The organism is Brevibacterium oceani (assembly GCF_017948325.1).
Lineage (GTDB): Bacteria > Actinomycetota > Actinomycetes > Actinomycetales > Brevibacteriaceae > Brevibacterium > Brevibacterium oceani.
In genome coordinates this window covers 901,553-923,802 of the sequence record NZ_CP072846.1, presented here as the reverse complement: position 1 = coordinate 923,802, position 22,250 = coordinate 901,553, and the positions used below count along the sequence as shown (strand labels likewise).

Genomic DNA, 22,250 nt, shown 5'->3' with positions numbered 1-22,250 from the left:
GCCTGCCGAAACAGACTCCCTCCACCAAAAAATATTGCGGCAGTCACCTACTCTCCCACAACCACCAAGTTGCAGTACCATCAGCGCGAATGGGCTTAGCTACCGGGATCGGAACGGTTAACCGGGCGTTTCCCCACCACTATCACCACCGCAAAACCACACAGACCCTACACACCCCACACAAAAAAAGGGGCGGTAGTGGTCCAAGAACCGCACAGCGAACGCGAACACCCATCGACACAACACACGCACACCCCACAAGGGCGAACGCGGATTCTCAAGCAATCAAACTCAGAACAACAAAACTCGCACACACACCAACCCCATCAAAAGAAGAGTTGAGTGAGTGATCGGTGTATTAGTACCAGTCAACTCCACACCTCACAGTGCTTCCATACCCGGCCTATCAACCCCATCATCTATAGGACACCTCCCCCCACACAAAGTGGGTTGGAAATCTCATCTCGGAGCAGGCTTCCCGCTTAGATGCTTTCAGCGGTTATCCATCCCGAACGTAGCCAACCAGCCATGCTCCTGGCGGAACAACTGGCACACCAGAGGTTCGTCCGTCCCGGTCCTCTCGTACTAAGGACAGACCTCCACAAATTTCCTACGCACGCAGCGGATAGGGACCGAACTGTCTCACGACGTTCTAAACCCAGCTCGCGTACCGCTTTAATGGGCGAACAGCCCAACCCTTGGGACCGACTCCAGCCCCAGGATGCGACGAGCCGACATCGAGGTGCCAAACCATGCCGTCGATATGGACTCTTGGGCAAGATCAGCCTGTTATCCCCGAGGTACCTTTTATCCGTTGAGCGACCACGCTTCCACAAGCCATGGCCGGGTCACTAGTCCCAGCTTTCGCTCCTGCTCGACACGTCCGTCTCACAGTCAAGCTCCCTTGTGCACTTACACTCGACACCTGATTGCCAACCAGGCTGAGGGAACCTTTGGGCGCCTCCGTTACTCTTTAGGAGGCAACCGCCCCAGTTAAACTACCCATCAGGCACTGTCCCTGAACCCGATCAGGTCCGAAGTTCAGGAATCCACTATGGTCAGAGTGGTATTTCACCGATCGACTCCACCCACACTAGCGTGCAAGTATCCTAGTCTCCCACCTATCCTACACAAACCACACCGAATCCCATCCCATACCAAACTATAGTGAAGGTCTCGGGGTCTTTCCGTCCTGCTGCGCGTAACGAGCATCTTTACTCGTAATGCAATTTCGCCGAGTTCGTGGTTGAGACAGCAGAGAAGTCGTTACGCCATTCGTGCAGGTCGGAACTTACCCGACAAGGAATTTCGCTACCTTAGGATGGTTATAGTTACCACCGCCGTTTACTGGGGCTTAAATTCTCCGCTTCACCCATACAGGGTTAACAGGTCCTCTTAACCTTCCAGCACCGGGCAGGCGTCAGTCCGTATACATCGACTTACATCTTCGCACGGACCTGTGTTTTTAATAAACAGTCGCTTCTCTCTGGCCTCTGCGACCACCACCAGCACATCACCAAGCACGTTGGCTTCACCGGGATGGTCCCCCTTCTCCCGAAGTTACGGGGGCATTTTGCCGAGTTCCTTAACCACGATTCTCTCGATCACCTTAGTATTCTCTACTCGACCACCTGTGTCGGTTATAGGGTACGGGCAACACACACACCCTCACGTCGATGCTTTTCTCGGCAGCAGAGGATCACCAGATCACCCCACCAATGTGGGGCGCCCATCAGCTCTCACACACTATGTGGGGACGGATTTGCCTACCCCCACGTGCTACAACCTTAGACCGTGACTACCATCGCACGGCCTGGCTACCTTTCTGCGTCACACCTCACGCTTACCGACTCCACACTCAGGTCCCACAAACGCGCCCAACCACAGATCCGAAGACCTGACGGGACACGCTCATGGTTAGTCTCATGTGTTTTGGTACTGTCGGTTGTGTGTCGGTACCAGAATATCAACTGGTTGTCCATCGACTACGCCTGTCGGCCTCGCCTTAGGTCCCGACTTACCCAGGGCGGATTAGCCTAGCCCTGGAACCCTTGGTCATCCGGTGGACGGGTTTCTCACCCGTCTTTCGCTACTCATGCCTGCATTCTCACTCGAACCGCCTCCACCACTAGTTCACACTGCAGCTTCACCGGCGACTCGACGCTCCCCTACCCAACACCACACCATTACGGAATCACGTGGTGCTGCCACAACTTCGGCGGTGTACTTAGCCCCGCTACATTATCGGCGCTCAATCACTTGACCAGTGAGCTATTACGCACTCTTTCAAGGATGGCTGCTTCTAAGCCAACCTCCTGGTTGTCTTCGCAACTGAACATCCTTTCCCACTGAGCACACGCTTAGGGGCCTTAGTTGATGGTCTGGGCTGTTTCCCTCTCGACAATGAAGCTTATCCCCCACTGTCTCACTGCCACGCTGAACCTTGACTGGCATTCGGAGTTTAGTTGACGTCAGTAACCCGGTGGGGCCCATCAGCCATCCAGTAGCTCTACCTCCAGCAAGAACCACGCAACGCTGCACCTAAATGCATTTCGGGGAGAACCAGCTATCACAGAGTTTGATTGGCCTTTCACCCCTAACCACAGGTCATCCCCTCCATTTTCAACTGAAGTGGGTGCGGGCCTCCACGCGCTCTTACACACGCTTCACCCTGCCCATGGCTAGATCACTCCGCTTCGGGTCTAGGACACGCGACTGAAACGCCCTCTTCGGACTCGCTTTCGCTACGGCTACCCCACACGGGTTAACCTCGCCACGCACCGCTAACTCGCAGGCTCATTCTTCAAAAGGCACGCCATCACAGCCATCACGATGCTGCTCTGACGGATTGTAAGCACATGGTTTCAGGTACTCTTTCACTCCCCTCCCGGGGTACTTTTCACCATTCCCTCACGGTACTATTCCGCTATCGGTCATCAGGAAGTATTTAGCCTTACCAGGTGGTCCTGGCAGATTCACACGAAATTCCACGAGTTCCGTGCTACTCGGGCATCTGCACACCATGCGCAACCACTGTTTCGTCTACGGGACTCTCACCCACTCCGGTCCTGTTTCCCACCAGGTTCGACTACACCAATCACACACAGCCCGGTCATGCTGAACCAGAACATGCACACCCCACAACACCCACGCAGCAACACCAGCACGCTCTCACGCTACGAAGGTTTAGGCTCATCCAGTTTCGCTCGCCACTACTCCCGGAATCATTATTATTTTCTCTTCCTGCGGGTACTGAGATGTTTCACTTCCCCGCGTTCCCCCCACATGCCCTATATATTCAGACACGGGTCACCACCCTCACAGATGGCGGGGTTTCCCCATTCGGACACCCTCGGATCAACGCCCGTTTATCGGCTCCCCGAGGCTTATCGCAGATTTCCACGTCCTTCATCGGCTCCTGATGCCAAGGCATCCACCATGCGCTCTCACACACTCACCCAACCCCCAAAAGGGAGTCGGCATCATGTGTGCGCGAAAAAAATTTTCATCACTCTAAGATGATCACAAGAAAATCACATTACATCACACCACACACAAACATGTGTGCAGTATGGATGCTCGCGTCCACTATACGATTCTCAAACCACTACCAAACACCACCCACAACCAACCAGGTCTCCTGGCTGCTTGTGGTGCGGGTCGGTCCTGTTGGTTGAAACCACACCCAACACCAAAGTGTCAGGGCTTGTGATTCCAGGACCCAATAACGTGTCCGTTCTAGCAAGCCCATATCCCAACGACGTCGAGGCACAAACCTCAACCCGGCTGGGTGGACGAGCGGGAGTTGTGATGTTCCACCCTTGAGCTCTCATGATGACCACATGCGGGTCATGCCACGAGGATCTTAATGTGTGCTCCTTAGAAAGGAGGTGATCCAGCCGCACCTTCCGGTACGGCTACCTTGTTACGACTTAGTCCCAATCACCAGTCCCACCTTAGACGGCCCCCTCCACAAGGGTTGGGCCACCGGCTTCGGGTGTTACCGACTTTCGTGACTTGACGGGCGGTGTGTACAAGGCCCGGGAACGTATTCACCGCAGCGTTGCTGATCTGCGATTACTAGCGACTCCGACTTCACGTAGTCGAATTGCAGACTACGATCCGAACTGAGACTGGCTTTAAGGGATTCGCTCACCCTCACGGGTTCGCCTCTCTCTGTACCAGCCATTGTAGCATGCGTGAAGCCCAAGACATAAAGGGCATGATGATTTGACGTCATCCCCACCTTCCTCCGAGTTGACCCCGGCAGTCTCCTATGAGTTCCCACCATCACGTGCTGGCAACATAGAACGAGGGTTGCGCTCGTTGCGGGACTTAACCCAACATCTCACGACACGAGCTGACGACAACCATGCACCACCTGTACACCAGCTCCAAAGAGAAGAACTGTTTCCAGAACGGTCCAGTGTATGTCAAGCCTTGGTAAGGTTCTTCGCGTTGCATCGAATTAATCCGCATGCTCCGCCGCTTGTGCGGGCCCCCGTCAATTCCTTTGAGTTTTAGCCTTGCGACCGTACTCCCCAGGCGGGGCACTTAATGCGTTAGCTACGGCGCGGAGAACGTGGAATGCCCCCCACACCTAGTGCCCAACGTTTACGGCATGGACTACCAGGGTATCTAATCCTGTTCGCTCCCCATGCTTTCGCTCCTCAGTGTCAGTTACAGCCCAGAGTCCCGCCTTCGCCACCGGTGTTCCTCCTGATATCTGCGCATTTCACCGCTACACCAGGAATTCCAGACTCCCCTACTGCACTCTAGTCAGCCCGTACCCACTGCCCGCGCAACGTTAAGCGTTGCGTTTCCACAGCAGACGTGACCAACCACCTACGAGCTCTTTACGCCCAATAATTCCGGACAACGCTCGTACCCTACGTATTACCGCGGCTGCTGGCACGTAGTTAGCCGGTACTTCTTCTGCAGGTACCGTCACTTTCGCTTCTTCCCTGCTGAAAGCGGTTTACAACCCGAAGGCCGTCATCCCGCACGCTGCGTCGCTGCATCAGGGTTTCCCCCATTGTGCAATATTCCCCACTGCTGCCTCCCGTAGGAGTCTGGGCCGTGTCTCAGTCCCAGTGTGGCCGGTCGCCCTCTCAGGCCGGCTACCCGTCGTCGCCTTGGTAGGCCATTACCCCACCAACAAGCTGATAGGCCGCGAGCCCATCCCCAATCGAAAAACTTTCCACCACCAACCATGCGGTCAGTGGTCATATCCGGTATTAGACCCAGTTTCCCAGGCTTATCCCGAAATCAGGGGCAGGTTACTCACGTGTTACTCACCCGTTCGCCACTCATCCACCCGAAGCAAGCTTCGGGCTTCAGCGTTCGACTTGCATGTGTTAAGCACGCAGCCAGCGTTCGTCCTGAGCCAGGATCAAACTCTCCATAAAAAAATTATGTTACGAATGAATCCCAGCAAGACAGCCAACCCCTCACGGGGTGAGAAGGTTGACCACTAAAAAACGACCAAACACCCACAACGCCCACCCCGATGATCGCGGGAGGTTCGGCGAAGAACCACCCACACGAGGTGAACACAGATGCTCGATCGTGTGATTGTCTCACCAGAAAATAAATGTTCTGGCATCACAACTTGTTCAAACAAACACGCTATTGGATTCTCAAACCACAAACACACACCCATCACCACACACAACAGTGCGCGTTCACTGGGGGTATCAGTTTCTGTTGGCCACCCCATCCGTCCAACCACCTGACAAACCCTGTTTGTCCTGGTCAGGCCCGGTGGAAACTCTGTTCTGAGAACCTCGTTTCCGGCGGGGCAACGAGATATAACTCTAGACCAGGCAAACCCGACCACGCAAATCCAAACCCCACCCCAACCACGTGACACCCACCACACACCACCCGCACCCCAGACTCAGACCCGACCACTACCCGGCATGAGCCCCGCCAATTCGCGGAACGACCGCCTAGAGGGCGGCAGGCAACACCGCTCGGAGACGCTCCAGTTGCGTGTTGATCGCATCCCCGACGGAGGTGAGTTCTCTCGACGGGACCGACAGCGCGTTTGCACACTCCTCCCAGTGACCGACCGCCTCGGCGACCTCGGCGAGGATTGTGCGCGCTTCCGTGGTCGTCAGGTGGCAGAGTGGAGCGAACTCGAGCAACGCCTCCGCTTCATGCTCAGCTTCGGTCACGCCATTGATCGCAGTCTGTCGTTCGACCGCGAGGTCTGGTTCGGGGTTGATGTCGAAGGCCGGGCTGAGTTCCCAACCGGCCTCGTGGCGGAGGAAGCCATGGTTGCGAAGGTGGTCGTCCGTATTGTGAAGTGCGGAGGACAACGCCATGCGGCGGAAGAGCTCACTGCAGTCACGCCGCCACCGGCTGCTCGTGTCCTCGATCGCTTCGACGATATCGACGTAGTCAGCGTGTTCGCCGTCGCGGCGGTCCGCAGCCGTCATCGAGCTCATGTATCCGATACGTCGACCGTGCTGCCGGTCGAACCGGTCAAGGAGCAGCACTGGACGTTCGTCGATCCGCACCAGCTGTGCGTGGGGTACTGCAACCCCCGACGATCTCGCAACCTCCAGCGCTAAACGTTCCCAGAGGATGACGTTCCAGTCATCGCCTGGCCTAGTGAACTTCGCAATCAGCAGAGCTCCGGAGCCTCCTGCTACCGACGCCTTGGGGCGGGCCCCGCCGAGAGAGCCGGTACCTGCTTCGAGGAGTCGTTTGATGGCAGCTCCGGTTCCCTCCGCAGCCTCGTCTGCCGCATGTTGGAGTTCGGGCAGCGATACAGTCTTCGGCACAGAGGCCCCGGCACTCAGATACTCGGCCGTCGAGGACCTCCTGAATCTCAGTGCGCCCTGGCGGGTGAGGTCACTGACACCGAGCAGATAGTCCACCTCAGTCAGCCGGCGGTCACGAGCATCGCCCTGTGCAACCTGACGACGGTGCTGTTTCGCGACAAGGTTGCGGCCCCACCGGTCGGGAGCCGAGTCGCTGAACGCCCCGGGCAGCCCAGGGACGGAGATCGGAGCGACCGAGAGTGGGAATTGAGGATCGATGGGATAGGCCTGGCGAGATCCGAGGAACTCGTCGGCATATTTGAACGTGGTCGAGATCTGGCTCCGGGCGACATGAAAGTACGCTTCTCCGACGAGGGCGTCCCGCCCAACCACGTCCATCTCGACACGCACCTGCTCGCTCATCGTCGGACTCTCGACGGCAGCTTCTCTGTGGAGCGCAGACGTCCGATATCGGTGCTCAACGGGTCGAAAGCGTCAACGATGTGGTCGAGCTGCCCGAGCGCCTGCATCACGGAGAGGACAGCTCCTACAGAGACGCCGGGTTCTCCCCGCTCGATCTTCTGAAGGGTTGACCTGGAGATGCCGGCTCGCTCGGCGACCTCCTCAGCTTTGAGGGACTGCATCAGCCGCCATTGACGCACAGAGGTCCCGATCTCACCGAGGCGGCGTGCAACGGTCCTGGTTATGTCCACCTTCGATCCTTACGAGTCGTATATCGGTCACTACAGCACTTACTGAACAGGATACGACCCATAGCAAACGTAGGCAATGACATCGCCATCAACAGCAGCAGCACCCACACCAGCAGCACGCACACATGGTCGACGAACCCGGTGAATACAGGAAAGGCCCCGCCCAACACCACAGTCAGACAGGACCACACAAAGAAGAAGAGGGAGCCTGCCGAAACAGACTCCCTCCACCAAAAAATATTGCGGCAGTCACCTACTCTCCCACAACCACCAAGTTGCAGTACCATCAGCGCGAATGGGCTTAGCTACCGGGATCGGAACGGTTAACCGGGCGTTTCCCCACCACTATCACCACCGCAAAACCACACAGACCCTACACACCCCACACAAAAAGAAGGGGCGGTAGTGGTCCAAGAACCGCACAGCGAACGCGAACACCCATCGACACAACACACGCACACCCCACAAGGGCGAACGCGGATTCTCAAGCAATCAAACTCAGAACAACAAAACTCGCACACACACCAACCCCATCAAAAGAAGAGTTGAGTGAGTGATCGGTGTATTAGTACCAGTCAACTCCACACCTCACAGTGCTTCCATACCCGGCCTATCAACCCCATCATCTATAGGACACCTCCCCCCACACAAAGTGGGTTGGAAATCTCATCTCGGAGCAGGCTTCCCGCTTAGATGCTTTCAGCGGTTATCCATCCCGAACGTAGCCAACCAGCCATGCTCCTGGCGGAACAACTGGCACACCAGAGGTTCGTCCGTCCCGGTCCTCTCGTACTAAGGACAGACCTCCACAAATTTCCTACGCACGCAGCGGATAGGGACCGAACTGTCTCACGACGTTCTAAACCCAGCTCGCGTACCGCTTTAATGGGCGAACAGCCCAACCCTTGGGACCGACTCCAGCCCCAGGATGCGACGAGCCGACATCGAGGTGCCAAACCATGCCGTCGATATGGACTCTTGGGCAAGATCAGCCTGTTATCCCCGAGGTACCTTTTATCCGTTGAGCGACCACGCTTCCACAAGCCATGGCCGGGTCACTAGTCCCAGCTTTCGCTCCTGCTCGACACGTCCGTCTCACAGTCAAGCTCCCTTGTGCACTTACACTCGACACCTGATTGCCAACCAGGCTGAGGGAACCTTTGGGCGCCTCCGTTACTCTTTAGGAGGCAACCGCCCCAGTTAAACTACCCATCAGGCACTGTCCCTGAACCCGATCAGGGTCCGAAGTTCAGGAATCCACTATGGTCAGAGTGGTATTTCACCGATCGACTCCACCCACACTAGCGTGCAAGTATCCTAGTCTCCCACCTATCCTACACAAACCACACCGAATCCCAATACCAAACTATAGTGAAGGTCTCGGGGTCTTTCCGTCCTGCTGCGCGTAACGAGCATCTTTACTCGTAATGCAATTTCGCCGAGTTCGTGGTTGAGACAGCAGAGAAGTCGTTACGCCATTCGTGCAGGTCGGAACTTACCCGACAAGGAATTTCGCTACCTTAGGATGGTTATAGTTACCACCGCCGTTTACTGGGGCTTAAATTCTCCGCTTCACCCCATACAGGGTTAACAGGTCCTCTTAACCTTCCAGCACCGGGCAGGCGTCAGTCCGTATACATCGACTTACATCTTCGCACGGACCTGTGTTTTTAATAAACAGTCGCTTCTCTCTGGCCTCTGCGACCACCACCAGCACATCACCAAGCACGTTGGCTTCACCGGGATGGTCCCCCTTCTCCCGAAGTTACGGGGGCATTTTGCCGAGTTCCTTAACCACGATTCTCTCGATCACCTTAGTATTCTCTACTCGACCACCTGTGTCGGTTATAGGGTACGGGCAACACACACCCTCACGTCGATGCTTTTCTCGGCAGCAGAGGATCACCAGATCACCCCACCAATGTGGGGCGCCCATCAGCTCTCACACACTATGTGGGGACGGATTTGCCTACCCCCACGTGCTACAACCTTAGACCGTGACTACCATCGCACGGCCTGGCTACCTTTCTGCGTCACACCTCACGCTTACCGACTCCACACTCAGGTCCCACAAACGCGCCCAACCACAGATCCGAAGACCTGACGGGACACGCTCATGGTTAGTCTCATGTGTTTTGGTACTGTCGGTTGTGTGTCGGTACCAGAATATCAACTGGTTGTCCATCGACTACGCCTGTCGGCCTCGCCTTAGGTCCCGACTTACCCAGGGCGGATTAGCCTAGCCCTGGAACCCTTGGTCATCCGGTGGACGGGTTTCTCACCCGTCTTTCGCTACTCATGCCTGCATTCTCACTCGAACCGCCTCCACCACTAGTTCACACTGCAGCTTCACCGGCGACTCGACGCTCCCCTACCCAACACCACACCATTACGGAATCACGTGGTGCTGCCACAACTTCGGCGGTGTACTTAGCCCCGCTACATTATCGGCGCTCAATCACTTGACCAGTGAGCTATTACGCACTCTTTCAAGGATGGCTGCTTCTAAGCCAACCTCCTGGTTGTCTTCGCAACTGAACATCCTTTCCCACTGAGCACACGCTTAGGGGCCTTAGTTGATGGTCTGGGCTGTTTCCCTCTCGACAATGAAGCTTATCCCCCACTGTCTCACTGCCACGCTGAACCTTGACTGGCATTCGGAGTTTAGTTGACGTCAGTAACCCGGTGGGGCCCATCAGCCATCCAGTAGCTCTACCTCCAGCAAGAACCACGCAACGCTGCACCTAAATGCATTTCGGGGAGAACCAGCTATCACAGAGTTTGATTGGCCTTTCACCCCTAACCACAGGTCATCCCCTCCATTTTCAACTGAAGTGGGTGCGGGCCTCCACGCGCTCTTACACACGCTTCACCCTGCCCATGGCTAGATCACTCCGCTTCGGGTCTAGGACACGCGACTGAAACGCCCTCTTCGGACTCGCTTTCGCTACGGCTACCCCACACGGGTTAACCTCGCCACGCACCGCTAACTCGCAGGCTCATTCTTCAAAAGGCACGCCATCACAGCCATCACGATGCTGCTCTGACGGATTGTAAGCACATGGTTTCAGGTACTCTTTCACTCCCCTCCCGGGGTACTTTTCACCATTCCCTCACGGTACTATTCCGCTATCGGTCATCAGGAAGTATTTAGCCTTACCAGGTGGTCCTGGCAGATTCACACGAAATTCCACGAGTTCCGTGCTACTCGGGCATCTGCACACCATGCGCAACCACTGTTTCGTCTACGGGACTCTCACCCACTCCGGTCCTGTTTCCCACCAGGTTCGACTACACCAATCACACACAGCCCGGTCATGCTGAACCAGAACATGCACACCCCACAACACCCACGCAGCAACACCAGCACGCTCTCACGCTACGAAGGTTTAGGCTCATCCAGTTTCGCTCGCCACTACTCCCGGAATCATTATTATTTTCTCTTCCTGCGGGTACTGAGATGTTTCACTTCCCCGCGTTCCCCCCACATGCCCTATATATTCAGACACGGGTCACCACCCTCACAGATGGCGGGGTTTCCCCATTCGGACACCCTCGGATCAACGCCCGTTTATCGGCTCCCCGAGGCTTATCGCAGATTTCCACGTCCTTCATCGGCTCCTGATGCCAAGGCATCCACCATGCGCTCTCACACACTCACCCAACCCCCAAAAGGGAGTCGGCATCATGTGTGCGCGAAAAAAATTTTCATCACTCTAAGATGATCACAAGAAAATCACATTACATCACACCACACACAAACATGTGTGCAGTATGGATGCTCGCGTCCACTATACGATTCTCAAACCACTACCAAAACACCCCCACAACCAACCAGGTCTCCTGGCTGCTTGTGGTGCGGGTCGGTCCTGTTGGTTGAAACCACACCCAACACCAAAGTGTCAGGGCTTGTGATTCCAGGACCCAATAACGTGTCCGTTCTAGCAAGCCCATATCCCGACGTCGAGGCACAAACCTCAACCCGGCTGGGTGGACGAGCGGGAGTTGTGATGTTCCACCCTTGAGCTCTCATGATGACCACATGCGGGTCATGCCACGAGGATCTTAATGTGTGCTCCTTAGAAAGGAGGTGATCCAGCCGCACCTTCCGGTACGGCTACCTTGTTACGACTTAGTCCCAATCACCAGTCCCACCTTAGACGGCCCCCTCCACAAGGGTTGGGCCACCGGCTTCGGGTGTTACCGACTTTCGTGACTTGACGGGCGGTGTGTACAAGGCCCGGGAACGTATTCACCGCAGCGTTGCTGATCTGCGATTACTAGCGACTCCGACTTCACGTAGTCGAATTGCAGACTACGATCCGAACTGAGACTGGCTTTAAGGGATTCGCTCACCCTCACGGGTTCGCCTCTCTCTGTACCAGCCATTGTAGCATGCGTGAAGCCCAAGACATAAAGGGCATGATGATTTGACGTCATCCCCACCTTCCTCCGAGTTGACCCCGGCAGTCTCCTATGAGTTCCCACCATCACGTGCTGGCAACATAGAACGAGGGTTGCGCTCGTTGCGGGACTTAACCCAACATCTCACGACACGAGCTGACGACAACCATGCACCACCTGTACACCAGCTCCAAAGAGAAGAACTGTTTCCAGAACGGTCCAGTGTATGTCAAGCCTTGGTAAGGTTCTTCGCGTTGCATCGAATTAATCCGCATGCTCCGCCGCTTGTGCGGGCCCCCGTCAATTCCTTTGAGTTTTAGCCTTGCGACCGTACTCCCCAGGCGGGGCACTTAATGCGTTAGCTACGGCGCGGAGAACGTGGAATGCCCCCCACACCTAGTGCCCAACGTTTACGGCATGGACTACCAGGGTATCTAATCCTGTTCGCTCCCCATGCTTTCGCTCCTCAGTGTCAGTTACAGCCCAGAGTCCCGCCTTCGCCACCGGTGTTCCTCCTGATATCTGCGCATTTCACCGCTACACCAGGAATTCCAGACTCCCCTACTGCACTCTAGTCAGCCCGTACCCACTGCCCGCGCAACGTTAAGCGTTGCGTTTCCACAGCAGACGTGACCAACCACCTACGAGCTCTTTACGCCCAATAATTCCGGACAACGCTCGTACCCTACGTATTACCGCGGCTGCTGGCACGTAGTTAGCCGGTACTTCTTCTGCAGGTACCGTCACTTTCGCTTCTTCCCTGCTGAAAGCGGTTTACAACCCGAAGGCCGTCATCCCGCACGCTGCGTCGCTGCATCAGGGTTTCCCCCATTGTGCAATATTCCCCACTGCTGCCTCCCGTAGGAGTCTGGGCCGTGTCTCAGTCCCAGTGTGGCCGGTCGCCCTCTCAGGCCGGCTACCCGTCGTCGCCTTGGTAGGCCATTACCCCACCAACAAGCTGATAGGCCGCGAGCCCATCCCCAATCGAAAAACTTTCCACCACCAACCATGCGGTCAGTGGTCATATCCGGTATTAGACCCAGTTTCCCAGGCTTATCCCGAAATCAGGGGCAGGTTACTCACGTGTTACTCACCCGTTCGCCACTCATCCACCCGAAGCAAGCTTCGGGCTTCAGCGTTCGACTTGCATGTGTTAAGCACGCAGCCAGCGTTCGTCCTGAGCCAGGATCAAACTCTCCATAAAAAAATTATGTTACGAATGAATCCCAGCAAGACAGCCAACCCCTCACGGGGTGAGAAGGTTGACCACTAAAAAACGACCAAACACCCACAACGCCCACCCCGATGATCGCGGGAGGTTCGGCGAAGAACCACCCACACGAGGTGAACACAGATGCTCGATCGTGTGATTGTCTCACCAGAAAATAAATGTTCTGGCATCACAACTTGTTCAAACAAACACGCTATTGGATTCTCAAACCACAAACACACACCCATCACCACACACAACAGTGCGCGTTCACTGGGGGTATCAGTTTCTGTTGGCCACCCCATCCGTCCAACCACCTGACAAACCCTGTTTGTCCTGGTCAGGCCCGGTGGAAACTCTGTTCTGAGAACCTCGTTTCCGGCGGGGCAACGAGATATAACTCTAGACCAGGCAAACCCGACCACGCAAATCCAAACCCCACCCCAACCACGTGACACCCACCACACCTCGCTCGGGCCCATGCCAGAGCCCTTGACAGAGGTCTGGCCGTCACCCGGCACAGGCCCTCCCTGCGATTGTGAAACTTGCCGAGATGCCTCTCCCCCTGTCCCCCGGTGTTAGCGTCCCACTATGAGCATCCGCCCAGATGACCAAGTGTCCGAGGGTTCCGGTCCTCCTGTCCCTCGCGCTCCTATCGCGGTGATCGCCGGTGCTTCCGGTTTCATCGGCGGACAGCTGCTGACCGCGTTGCGGACGTGGGGCTACGAGACCCGCACGATCGGTCGCGCCGGCTCTCATTGTGATGCCACCTGGCAGGAACCCTCACGTATCCGCGAGCTCGTCGACGGCACCGACCTGCTCATCAATCTCGCCGGGCGAAGCGTCGGGTGCCGGTACACGGACGCCAATCGACAGGAGATCTGGGACTCCCGGATTCTTACGACCTCAGCGCTCAAAGATGCGGTCGGAGCCGCCTCGGCGCCTCCCCGTCTGTGGATCAACTCGAGCACGGCGACAATCTATCGCCACGCCACCGATCGTCCGCAGACCGAGGACGACGGGGAAATCGGCGAGGGATTCTCCGTGGACATCGCGAAGGCCTGGGAGAAGGAGTTCTTCGCGGGCAGCTTGCCGGCAACCCGACGCGTGGCCCTGCGGATGGCGATCGTGCTCGGAGACGGCGCCGCGCTGAACATGCTCGCCACGGCGGCGAGGTTCGGCGCCGGTGGCCCCCAGCACGAGGGCCGCTGGTTCCCGCATCGGCGTTATCGCGGAATCGGCCCGGAAGCCTCGGGGCCGACCGTGTGGCACCAGCACCCACCAACGCACGGGCGGCAGCGATTCAGTTGGGTGCACATCGACGATGTGCTCCGCGCCGTCCGCTTCATCATCTCCCACGAGGAGCTCTCCGGACCGATCAACGTTTCGAACCCGCAGGTCACGGACAATGCCACTCTCATGGCTGCCCTGCGTCGGGCAGTGCGCATGCCCATCGGCATCCCCGCACCGAGGTGGCTTCTCGAACTCGGGATGATCGTCCTGCGGCAGGAATCGGAGCTCGTTCTCAAGAGCCGTTGGGTTCTGCCGGAACGCCTCGAAGCCGCCGGTTTCGACTTCCGGTGGACCGATATCGAGGCGGCGACGAAGCATCTGCTGCGCTGATCTCGCCCTCAGGCCGATGAACTCTCTGCACCAGCTCGGTGCACCGACACCAGCCTGGTGCATGGACCAAGCCGGTGTCGGTTCACCAAGCTGTCGTGTCGGCGCGGGCCGGAAGTACGGTCGGGACTGCTGGTCAGAATCGACTGTCGGACGCGAGCAGGGCTGGAACCGCGCGGGACCGCGTCAGCCGGCGGCCGCCTCGGCGGGGATTCCCTGCTCCACACACTCGGCGCAGTAGGGCTGCCGTCCCTGCTCCGTGCATTCGGTGCAGCGCAGGTACTGCTTGCGGCAGGCGAGGTTCGCGCAATTGACGAACTCCGGAGTGTTCGTGCCGCAGCTCACGCAGTGGCCGATCGATTCGACGTCGTCGCCGAATTCGACGTGCATCCGCTTGTCGAAGACGTAGAGCGAGCCGTCCCAGTAGCCGGAGCTGCCGAAGGTCTCGCCGTAGCGGACGATTCCGCCGTCGAGCTGGTAGACCTCTTCGAAGCCGCGGTTCTTCATCAGCACGGACAGGACCTCGCAGCGGATTCCGCCGGTGCAGTAGGTGACGACCGGTTTGTCCTTGAGGTCGTCGTACTTGCCGGATTCGATCTCGGCGATGAAGTCCCTGGTGGTGTCGGTGTCGGGGACGACGGCGTCGCGGAATTTCCCGATCTGCGCCTCCATTGCGTTGCGGCCGTCGAAGAAGACGACGTCGTCACCGCGTTCGTCCATGAGTCTGTGCAGGGCTCCGGGTTTGAGGTGCCGGCCGCCGCCTTGGACGCCGTCTTCGGTGACCGTGATCTCGTCGGGGGTGCCGAAGGTGACGAGCTCGTCGCGGACCTTCACGCTCAGTCGCGGGAAGTCATCGCCCTGCCCGTTCGACCATTTGATGTCGGCCTTCTTGAACGGTGCATAGGATTTCGTCGCCCGCACGTATTGCTTGACGTCGAAGATGTCTCCGCCGACAGTGGCGTTGATGCCGTCCTTGGACACGATGATGCGACCCTTGAGCCCGAGGCTCTCGGTCAGGGTGTGCTGCCACAGCTTGACCGCTTCCGGGTCGGGCAGCGGAGTGAAGACGTAGAACAGGACGATCTTGGGAGTTGCCATGGCCCCCATTCTAAGTGGGTGCGCCCGCTCGACCGTCGCCGAGGTAGCCCGTTGTGGACGCACTTCGCCCCGTCGGTGCGACCCCGGCTAAGATTGGCCCCGAGTGCCGTGTCGTATGAAAGGGCCCCGAAGAGGACATGACGTCAAACCTCAACTCCGCGGAATCCGCGGAGGTCGATTCCGTGCAGAACGCTTCGAAGAAGGTCAAGGAGACGGTCGAGTTCGCTGCGGCGAACCCCGACGTCGAACAGCCCTTCGCCGACCTCGGCCTCAAGGCCGACGAATACGAGCAGATCAGGACGATCCTCGGGCGCCGCCCCACCTCGGCGGAATTGGCCATGTATTCGGTGATGTGGTCCGAGCACTGCTCGTACAAGTCCTCGAAGGTCCACCTGTCGAAGTTCGGCGACAAGGTCACCGAGGACATGAAGAAGCACCTGCTCGTGGGCATCGGCGAGAACGCCGGCGTCGTCGACATCGGCGACGGCTGGGCTGTGACCTTCAAGGTCGAGAGCCACAACCACCCAAGCTACGTCGAACCCCATCAGGGTGCCGCCACGGGTGTGGGCGGCATCGTACGCGACATCATCTCGATGGGCGCCCGCCCGGTCGCGGTGATGGATCAGCTGCGCTTCGGCGACATCGACCACCCGGACACCGCCCGCGTCGTCCACGGCGTCGTCGCCGGCATCAGCAACTACGGCAACTCCCTGGGCCTGCCGAACATCGGCGGCGAAACCGTCTTCGACTCCGTCTACCAGGGAAACCCGCTGGTCAACGCCCTGGCCGTGGGAGTCATGCGGCATGAGGACATCCGCCTGGCCAACGCCTCGGGACTCGGCAACAAGGTCGTGCTCTTCGGTGCCCGCACCGGCGGCGACGGCATCGGCGGGGCCTCGATCCTCGCCTCGGAGTCCTTCGACGACACGAAGCCCTCGAAGCGCCCGGCCGTGCAGGTCGGCGACCCCTTCGCGGAGAAGGTGCTCATCGAATGCTGCCTCGAACTCTTCCACGCCGGTGTCGTCGAAGGCATCCAGGACCTCGGCGCGGCCGGCATCTCGTGCGCGACTTCGGAGTTGGCCTCGAACGGCGACGGCGGAATGCACATCGCCCTCGACGACGTGCTGCTGCGCGATGAGACGCTGACCCCTGAGGAGATCCTCATGTCGGAGTCGCAGGAGCGGATGATGGCCGTCGTCCGTCCCGACCGCCTCGAGGAGTTCCTCGAAATCGTCGGCAAGTGGGAGGTCGAGACCTCCGTGCTCGGCGAGGTCACCGACACCGATCGCCTCGTCATCGAGTGGCACGGCGACGTCATCGTCGATGTGCCGCCGCGCTCGGTCGCTCACGACGGCCCCGTGTACAACCGTCCGATGGCGGAGCCCTCATGGACCGCCGAGGTGGCTGCGAACACCGTCGAATCCGCCGGTTTGGCGCGTCCGACGACCGACGATGAACTGCGTTCGACCGTGCTTGAGCTCGCGAGCTCTCCGAACCTCGCGTCGAAGTCGTGGATCACCTCGCAATACGACAAGTACGTGCAGGGCAACACCGCTCAGGCCTACCCGGATGATGCCGGCGTCGTCCGCGTGGATGAGGAGTCCGGCCTCGGCGTGGCCATCGCCACCGATGCCAACGGCCGCTACGGCTACCTCGATCCGGCCCGCGGTGCCCAGCTCGCACTGGCCGAGGCGTACCGCAACGTCACCACCGCCGGGGCCATCCCCCGCGCGGTCACCGACTGCCTCAACTTCGGGTCCCCCGAGGACCCGGAGATCATGTGGCAGTTCGCCCGATCCGTCGAGGCGCTGGCCGAGGCCTGCCAGGACATGGGCATCCCCGTCACCGGCGGCAACGTCTCCCTGTACAACCAGACCGGCGGGGTGGCCATCCACCCGACACCGGTCGTCGGTGTGCTCGGCGTCTTCGACGACGTCACCCGCGCCACCCCGAGCGGCTGGAAGGACCCGGGCCAGACCATCTACCTGCTCGGCACCACCGATGCCGAGCTCGACGGATCGGCGTGGGCGGACGTCACTGCCGGCCACCTCGGCGGGATTCCTCCGCAGTACAAGCCGGAGACGGAGAAGGAACTCGGCGAGATCCTCATCAACGCCTCGCGCGACGGCATGATCGACGCCGCGCACGACCTCTCCGAGGGCGGGCTGTCCCAGGCGCTCGTCGAATCCTGCCTGCGCTACGGCACGGGCGCGCGCATCTGGCTCGACGAGGTGTGCGAACGCGACGGCATCGACGTGTTCACCGCGCTGTTCTCCGAGTCGACGGCACGGGCGATCGTCGCCGTTCCGCGATCCGAAGAAGTCCGGTTCAAGGACATGTGCACCGCTCGGCGATTCCCGTTCGTGCGCATCGGCATGACCGATGCCGGCGACCCGGATCCCTCCCTCGACATCGTCGACCACTTCTCCATCGGACTGACCGAACTCGGCCGGGCGCACGAAGGCACGCTGGCAGAGCGCTTCGGCTCGGCCGCTGCCGCCGCGGTCGAAGGGGCCGTGTGAGGGCAGTCGCCGACTGAGCGTCCAGATCGGACGAAGGGCCACCTCGTGGAGTTCCCCGGCATCGCCGGATGATCTTCGCCGAGGTGGCCCTGAGTCATTCACGGGGCGATTCGTGGGGCCGGCGGCACCGTCGCCCCACGGTTGCGGCCGAGCAGATGGAAGAGCCCGAGGCACGCGAAGACGAGCACCAACCACACGCTTTGGACGAGCACCCCGGCCATCACACCGGTCGTGACGTTCTCGGCCAAGGGTTCGGCGACGGTCATATTGAGCACGGCGAGCACTGAGCCGAGCGCGACCGCAATGACGAGGATCCACCACCGTCGATTGCGGGCGATGTTCCATCCGGAGAACACCGCCGTCAGGAAGAACGCATTGAGCACCCCTTGGATGATGTTGAGGGTGAGCATTGAGCCTCCGGCTTCCGTCCCAGCCGAAAGGATGATCCCCGACAACGGCGTAAGGACCAGCAGAGCACCGCAGCCGAAGAAGAAGACTCCGCCGCCGATGAGTCTCCTGGCCCAGCTGGTGTTCTTCACCAACAGGATGGCTGCCGTGCCGAGGATCAGCCGCAGACATGCGCAGATGATCGCTCCGAGACTGAAGAGAACAACTGCGCTCGTGCCACCTGTCGTCGCCAGCGGCGTCAGCACCAGGGCGGGCAGCATGCCGATGATGAGGGCCGCCCAGAACAGCGAGCGCGCGAGCCATCCGGGATACTGCGATTCCTGCGCTTCGCGGGGTGCCGGTGCATGCGGTGGTGGCGACGGGTAAGTCGGCGATCCTGCCGCCGGCTGACTCTGCCAAGGGCCGTTGCGGTGACTGCCCTGTCCATAGCTCATGGTCCTACCTTACGATTCGACCGCCGACACACGTGACCCAAGATGACAGCGAACACACATGCGCAATCACGAATGTGATTGCCTGAAGGGGACTGCTGCGGCACAACCGTCGCGGCCACACCGCACGATCGACCAGAGGAGTCAGACATGGCGACGATTCGCACATCCCACGCGGGATCCTTACCCCGCACCCCCGAACTCATCGAGGCGAACAAGGTCAAGCAGGCGCAGAACACTGCTCGCCTCGCCGGCCAGGAGGTCTCCGACGAGCAGGCCCAGGAATTCGACGAGCTTCTCGCCGCCAGTGTTGTCGACCTCGTCAAGCGCCAGAAGGACCTGGGCATTTCGCTTCCCAATGACGGCGAATACGGCCACGCGATGGCCTCGGATCTCGACTACGGCGCCTGGTGGCACTATTCGTTCCACCGCACGGGTGGGCTCGAACTCGCCGATCACAACCTCTGGGACACTCCTGCGAACCGTTCGACCGACGGCTCGATCGTCCTGACGAGCTTCCCTGACCGTCGCGACCGCCACCTCTTTCCGAACGTGTACGCCGACCCCGAAGCAGGCACGTCCACCGGCGAGCAGGTCCAGTTCCCGAAGGCCACCGGTCCGATCAGCTACATCGGTCAGCAGGCCGTGGCCCAGGACATCGCCAATCTCAAGGCGGGTCTGGCCGCCGCCGGATACGACGAGCGCGCCGGCTACATCAACGCCCTATCCCCTGGTTCCGCCTCCCGCGTGGCCAACGAATACTACTCCTCAGACGAGGAGTTCATCTGGGCCTGGGCCGATGTGCTGCGCGAGGAATACCTCGCCATCACCGAGGCGGGGCTGACCGTCCAGATCGACGATCCGTCGCTGGCCGAGAACTTCGACCAGATAAACCCCGAGCCGTCCTTCGACGACTACCGGGCCTTCACGCAGATCCGCATCGATGCGCTCAACCATGCACTGCGCGGCATCGACCCGGCCCAGGTTCGCATCCACACCTGCTGGGGTTCCTGGCATGGACCGCACGTCACCGACCTGCCGTTCGCCGAGATCGTCGACCAGGTCCTCTCGATCAACGCCGCCGGCATCACCTTCGAGGCTGCGAACGTCCGTCACGAGCACGAATGGCGCATCTGGGAAGAGACAAAGCTGCCTGAGGGCAAGTACATCATCCCCGGTATCGTCTCCCATGCGACCAACGTCGTTGAGCACCCGGAACTCGTCGCCGAACGCATCGGACGCTTCGCCAAGCTCGTCGGACCCGAGAACGTCGTCGCCTCGACCGACTGCGGTCTGGGTGGCCGCATTCATCCGGAGATCGCGATCGCCAAGCTGCAGTCGCTGACCGAAGGTGCGGAGATCGCCTCGAAGCGCTTCTGACCCGGCTCTGCCGTCAGAACTCTGCTGATCGAACTCTGCGGTCGGAGTTCGATCAGCGGAATCTCCAGAACCAGAAGTCCCCTCCGTTCGGCTCACCAGCCGAACGGAGGGGACTTCTGCAGTTCTCGGGCCACCACCCACCCTTAGGGCCAGGCAGAGGAGATGGCTGTTTCACGCCCCGTGGCCGAGCTCCTCGTCGAAGCAGTCGGACAGCGTCGGCTGGGCGAAGCGGTATCCGGTCTCCTGCAGCTTCTCCGGCACCACACGCTGATCGGCCAGAGCGAGTTCCTTCGCCCCGTCACGGCCGAGCATGAGCTCGGTGATGAAACCGGGCGTCGGGATCCACGCGGGCCTGCGCAGGTGGGCGGCGAGCGCCTCGGCGAATTCCGCCTGCGAAACGAGTTCGGGAGCGACGGCATTGACCGGACCCCGCACATAGTCATAGAGCACCGCATGCACATAGGCACGGGCCACGTCGTCGAGGGAGATCCAGGCCAGGGCCTGCTCACCGCTGCCCAAACGACCGCCGGCACCGGCGAGGAACAGCGGCGCCTGCAGTTTGAGCAGCCCGCCCAATGAGCTGAGCACGACCCCGGTGCGGATCGACACTCGCCGGATCCCGGCATCCTCGACTCCGGCCGCGGTCTCTTCCCACTTCTGGCACACCTCGGCGAGGAATCCCTCGCCGACCGGCCCTGATTCGTCGACCGGCTCATCCGCCTTCGACCCGTAGTAGCCGACGGCCGAGGCGCAGACGAAGACCGAGGGACGTTTGGCCTCGGGCAGGCTGCGCATCGTTTCGACGAGCAGCCTCGTCGAGTCGATGCGGGAGGACCAGATCTCGTCCTTCGCGTGCTTGGTGAACCGGGTGGCGATCGATCGCCCGCCGAGGTGGACCACCGCATCCGCCCACGCGAGGTCCCGCGGGTTGAGGATTCCCAGGTCAGGATTCCAGTGCACCTCATACGGGAACTTCGGGGTCTCACGCACGAGGAGGCGGACGAAGTGTCCGGCGGTGGAGAACAGTGCGGCCACCTGCCGACCGATCAGACCGCTGCCGCCGGCGATGAGGATGTGCTTGCCCTTCTTCCTGGTCAGCAGGGGCGCGTTCGTGGATTCGAGGAAGTCGATATCCATGAGCATGCGCCGGTGCCGGGCTTCGAAGGTGGCCTCGAGGTAACGGATGAGGCTGCGATCGATGACGTCGAAGCCCTGCGGTGCCATGGAGAACTCGACGTGGTCGTCGATCTTCGTTCCGCCCGCCACCGAGGTGAATTCGTGCGTATGCTTCCACTGGCTCAGCGGGCCCTTCTTCAGCTCGTCGACGAAGGAGAACCGCGACGGTCCCTCCGAATGCACCGAGCTGAAGGGACGCCGCACGAGGCCGTACGTGCCGGGCACGCTCGTGCGCACCTGCGCCACCGAACCAGGGGCGATCGGAGGGTAGCTCTCCTCGACGATCTCCTGCGCCCAATGCGGTGAGAGCCTGGTCAGAGCACCTGGCTGAGCGTGCCAGTCGTATGTGGTCTCCGCGCCGAGCGGAACTTCAGATGTTGACTCAAAGATGGTCATGGCATCCCTCCTACCTCGAATGATGCCACCGGATTCTGAGAGTGTGACCGACAACGCGCCCAAGCGCAGATGAATTGTCCGCCGTCACGGTCGTCGCTCCGCGCAACTGTCCGCACCGCGCC

At 59.7% G+C, this 22,250-nt stretch carries 8 protein-coding genes and 6 rRNA genes; 3 read left to right on the top strand and 11 right to left on the bottom strand.

Features of this window, described 5'->3' with window-relative positions; all coding sequences use genetic code 11:
- Nucleotides 1–34 precede the first annotated feature (34 nt).
- The 8 genes from rrf (J9314_RS03915) to J9314_RS03880 form a co-directional block, all read right to left on the bottom strand.
- A 5S ribosomal RNA gene (rrf, locus tag J9314_RS03915) occupies nt 35–153 on the bottom strand.
- 185 nt (nt 154–338) lie between these two features.
- Nucleotides 339–3,460: ribosomal RNA gene (locus tag J9314_RS03910) — 23S ribosomal RNA — on the bottom strand.
- 423 nt (nt 3,461–3,883) lie between these two features.
- Nucleotides 3,884–5,408 (bottom strand): 16S ribosomal RNA (locus J9314_RS03905).
- Together the 16S, 23S and 5S rRNA genes form the textbook arrangement of a ribosomal RNA operon.
- Nucleotides 5,409–5,951: 543 nt before the next feature.
- A complete protein-coding gene (locus tag J9314_RS03900; RefSeq protein WP_210604640.1) occupies nt 5,952–7,193 on the bottom strand; it encodes a type II toxin-antitoxin system HipA family toxin in 1,242 nt (413 codons plus the stop codon).
- Nucleotides 7,190–7,483, bottom strand: coding sequence for a helix-turn-helix domain-containing protein (locus tag J9314_RS03895; RefSeq protein WP_246490601.1), 294 nt, complete (start codon nt 7,481–7,483; stop codon nt 7,190–7,192). Before J9314_RS03895 ends, J9314_RS03900 begins: the two co-directional genes overlap by 4 nt.
- Before the next feature lie 240 nt (nt 7,484–7,723).
- Nucleotides 7,724–7,842 (bottom strand): 5S ribosomal RNA (rrf, locus tag J9314_RS03890).
- 186 nt (nt 7,843–8,028) lie between these two features.
- Nucleotides 8,029–11,146 (bottom strand): 23S ribosomal RNA (locus J9314_RS03885).
- A 420-nt stretch (nt 11,147–11,566) separates the two neighbouring features.
- Nucleotides 11,567–13,091: ribosomal RNA gene (locus J9314_RS03880) — 16S ribosomal RNA — on the bottom strand.
- Between the two features lie 597 nt (nt 13,092–13,688).
- Here J9314_RS03880 and J9314_RS03875 point away from each other — a divergent pair.
- Nucleotides 13,689–14,720 carry an epimerase gene (locus J9314_RS03875; protein WP_210604639.1) on the top strand — a complete coding sequence of 344 codons (1,032 nt, stop codon included), beginning with the start codon at nt 13,689–13,691 and terminating at the stop codon, nt 14,718–14,720.
- A gap of 183 nt (nt 14,721–14,903) precedes the next feature.
- Here the strand turns inward: J9314_RS03875 and trhO are convergent, their stop codons facing one another.
- Nucleotides 14,904–15,815, bottom strand: a complete 912-nt coding sequence (gene trhO / locus J9314_RS03870) for an oxygen-dependent tRNA uridine(34) hydroxylase TrhO (RefSeq protein ID WP_210604638.1) — start codon at nt 15,813–15,815, stop codon at nt 14,904–14,906.
- A 137-nt stretch (nt 15,816–15,952) separates the two neighbouring features.
- Between trhO and purL the strand changes: the two genes are divergently transcribed.
- Complete coding sequence (purL, locus tag J9314_RS03865; protein WP_210604637.1) at nt 15,953–18,337, top strand: phosphoribosylformylglycinamidine synthase subunit PurL; 2,385 nt, start codon at nt 15,953–15,955, stop codon at nt 18,335–18,337.
- Between the two features lie 98 nt (nt 18,338–18,435).
- Here purL and J9314_RS03860 read toward each other — a convergent pair whose 3' ends face one another.
- Entirely contained in the window at nt 18,436–19,179 is a 744-nt protein-coding gene (locus J9314_RS03860; protein WP_210604636.1) for a hypothetical protein, read from the bottom strand.
- A 147-nt stretch (nt 19,180–19,326) separates the two neighbouring features.
- Here J9314_RS03860 and J9314_RS03855 point away from each other — a divergent pair, with 147 nt between their 5' ends.
- The gene (locus J9314_RS03855) at nt 19,327–20,556 is read left to right on the top strand and encodes a cobalamin-independent methionine synthase II family protein (protein ID WP_210604635.1); all 1,230 of its coding nucleotides are present in this window, start codon (nt 19,327–19,329) and stop codon (nt 20,554–20,556) included.
- Between the two features lie 171 nt (nt 20,557–20,727).
- Here the strand turns inward: J9314_RS03855 and J9314_RS03850 are convergent, their stop codons facing one another.
- A complete protein-coding gene (locus J9314_RS03850; RefSeq protein WP_210604634.1) occupies nt 20,728–22,128 on the bottom strand; it encodes a TIGR01777 family oxidoreductase in 1,401 nt (466 codons plus the stop codon).
- Nucleotides 22,129–22,250: the final 122 nt, after the last annotated feature.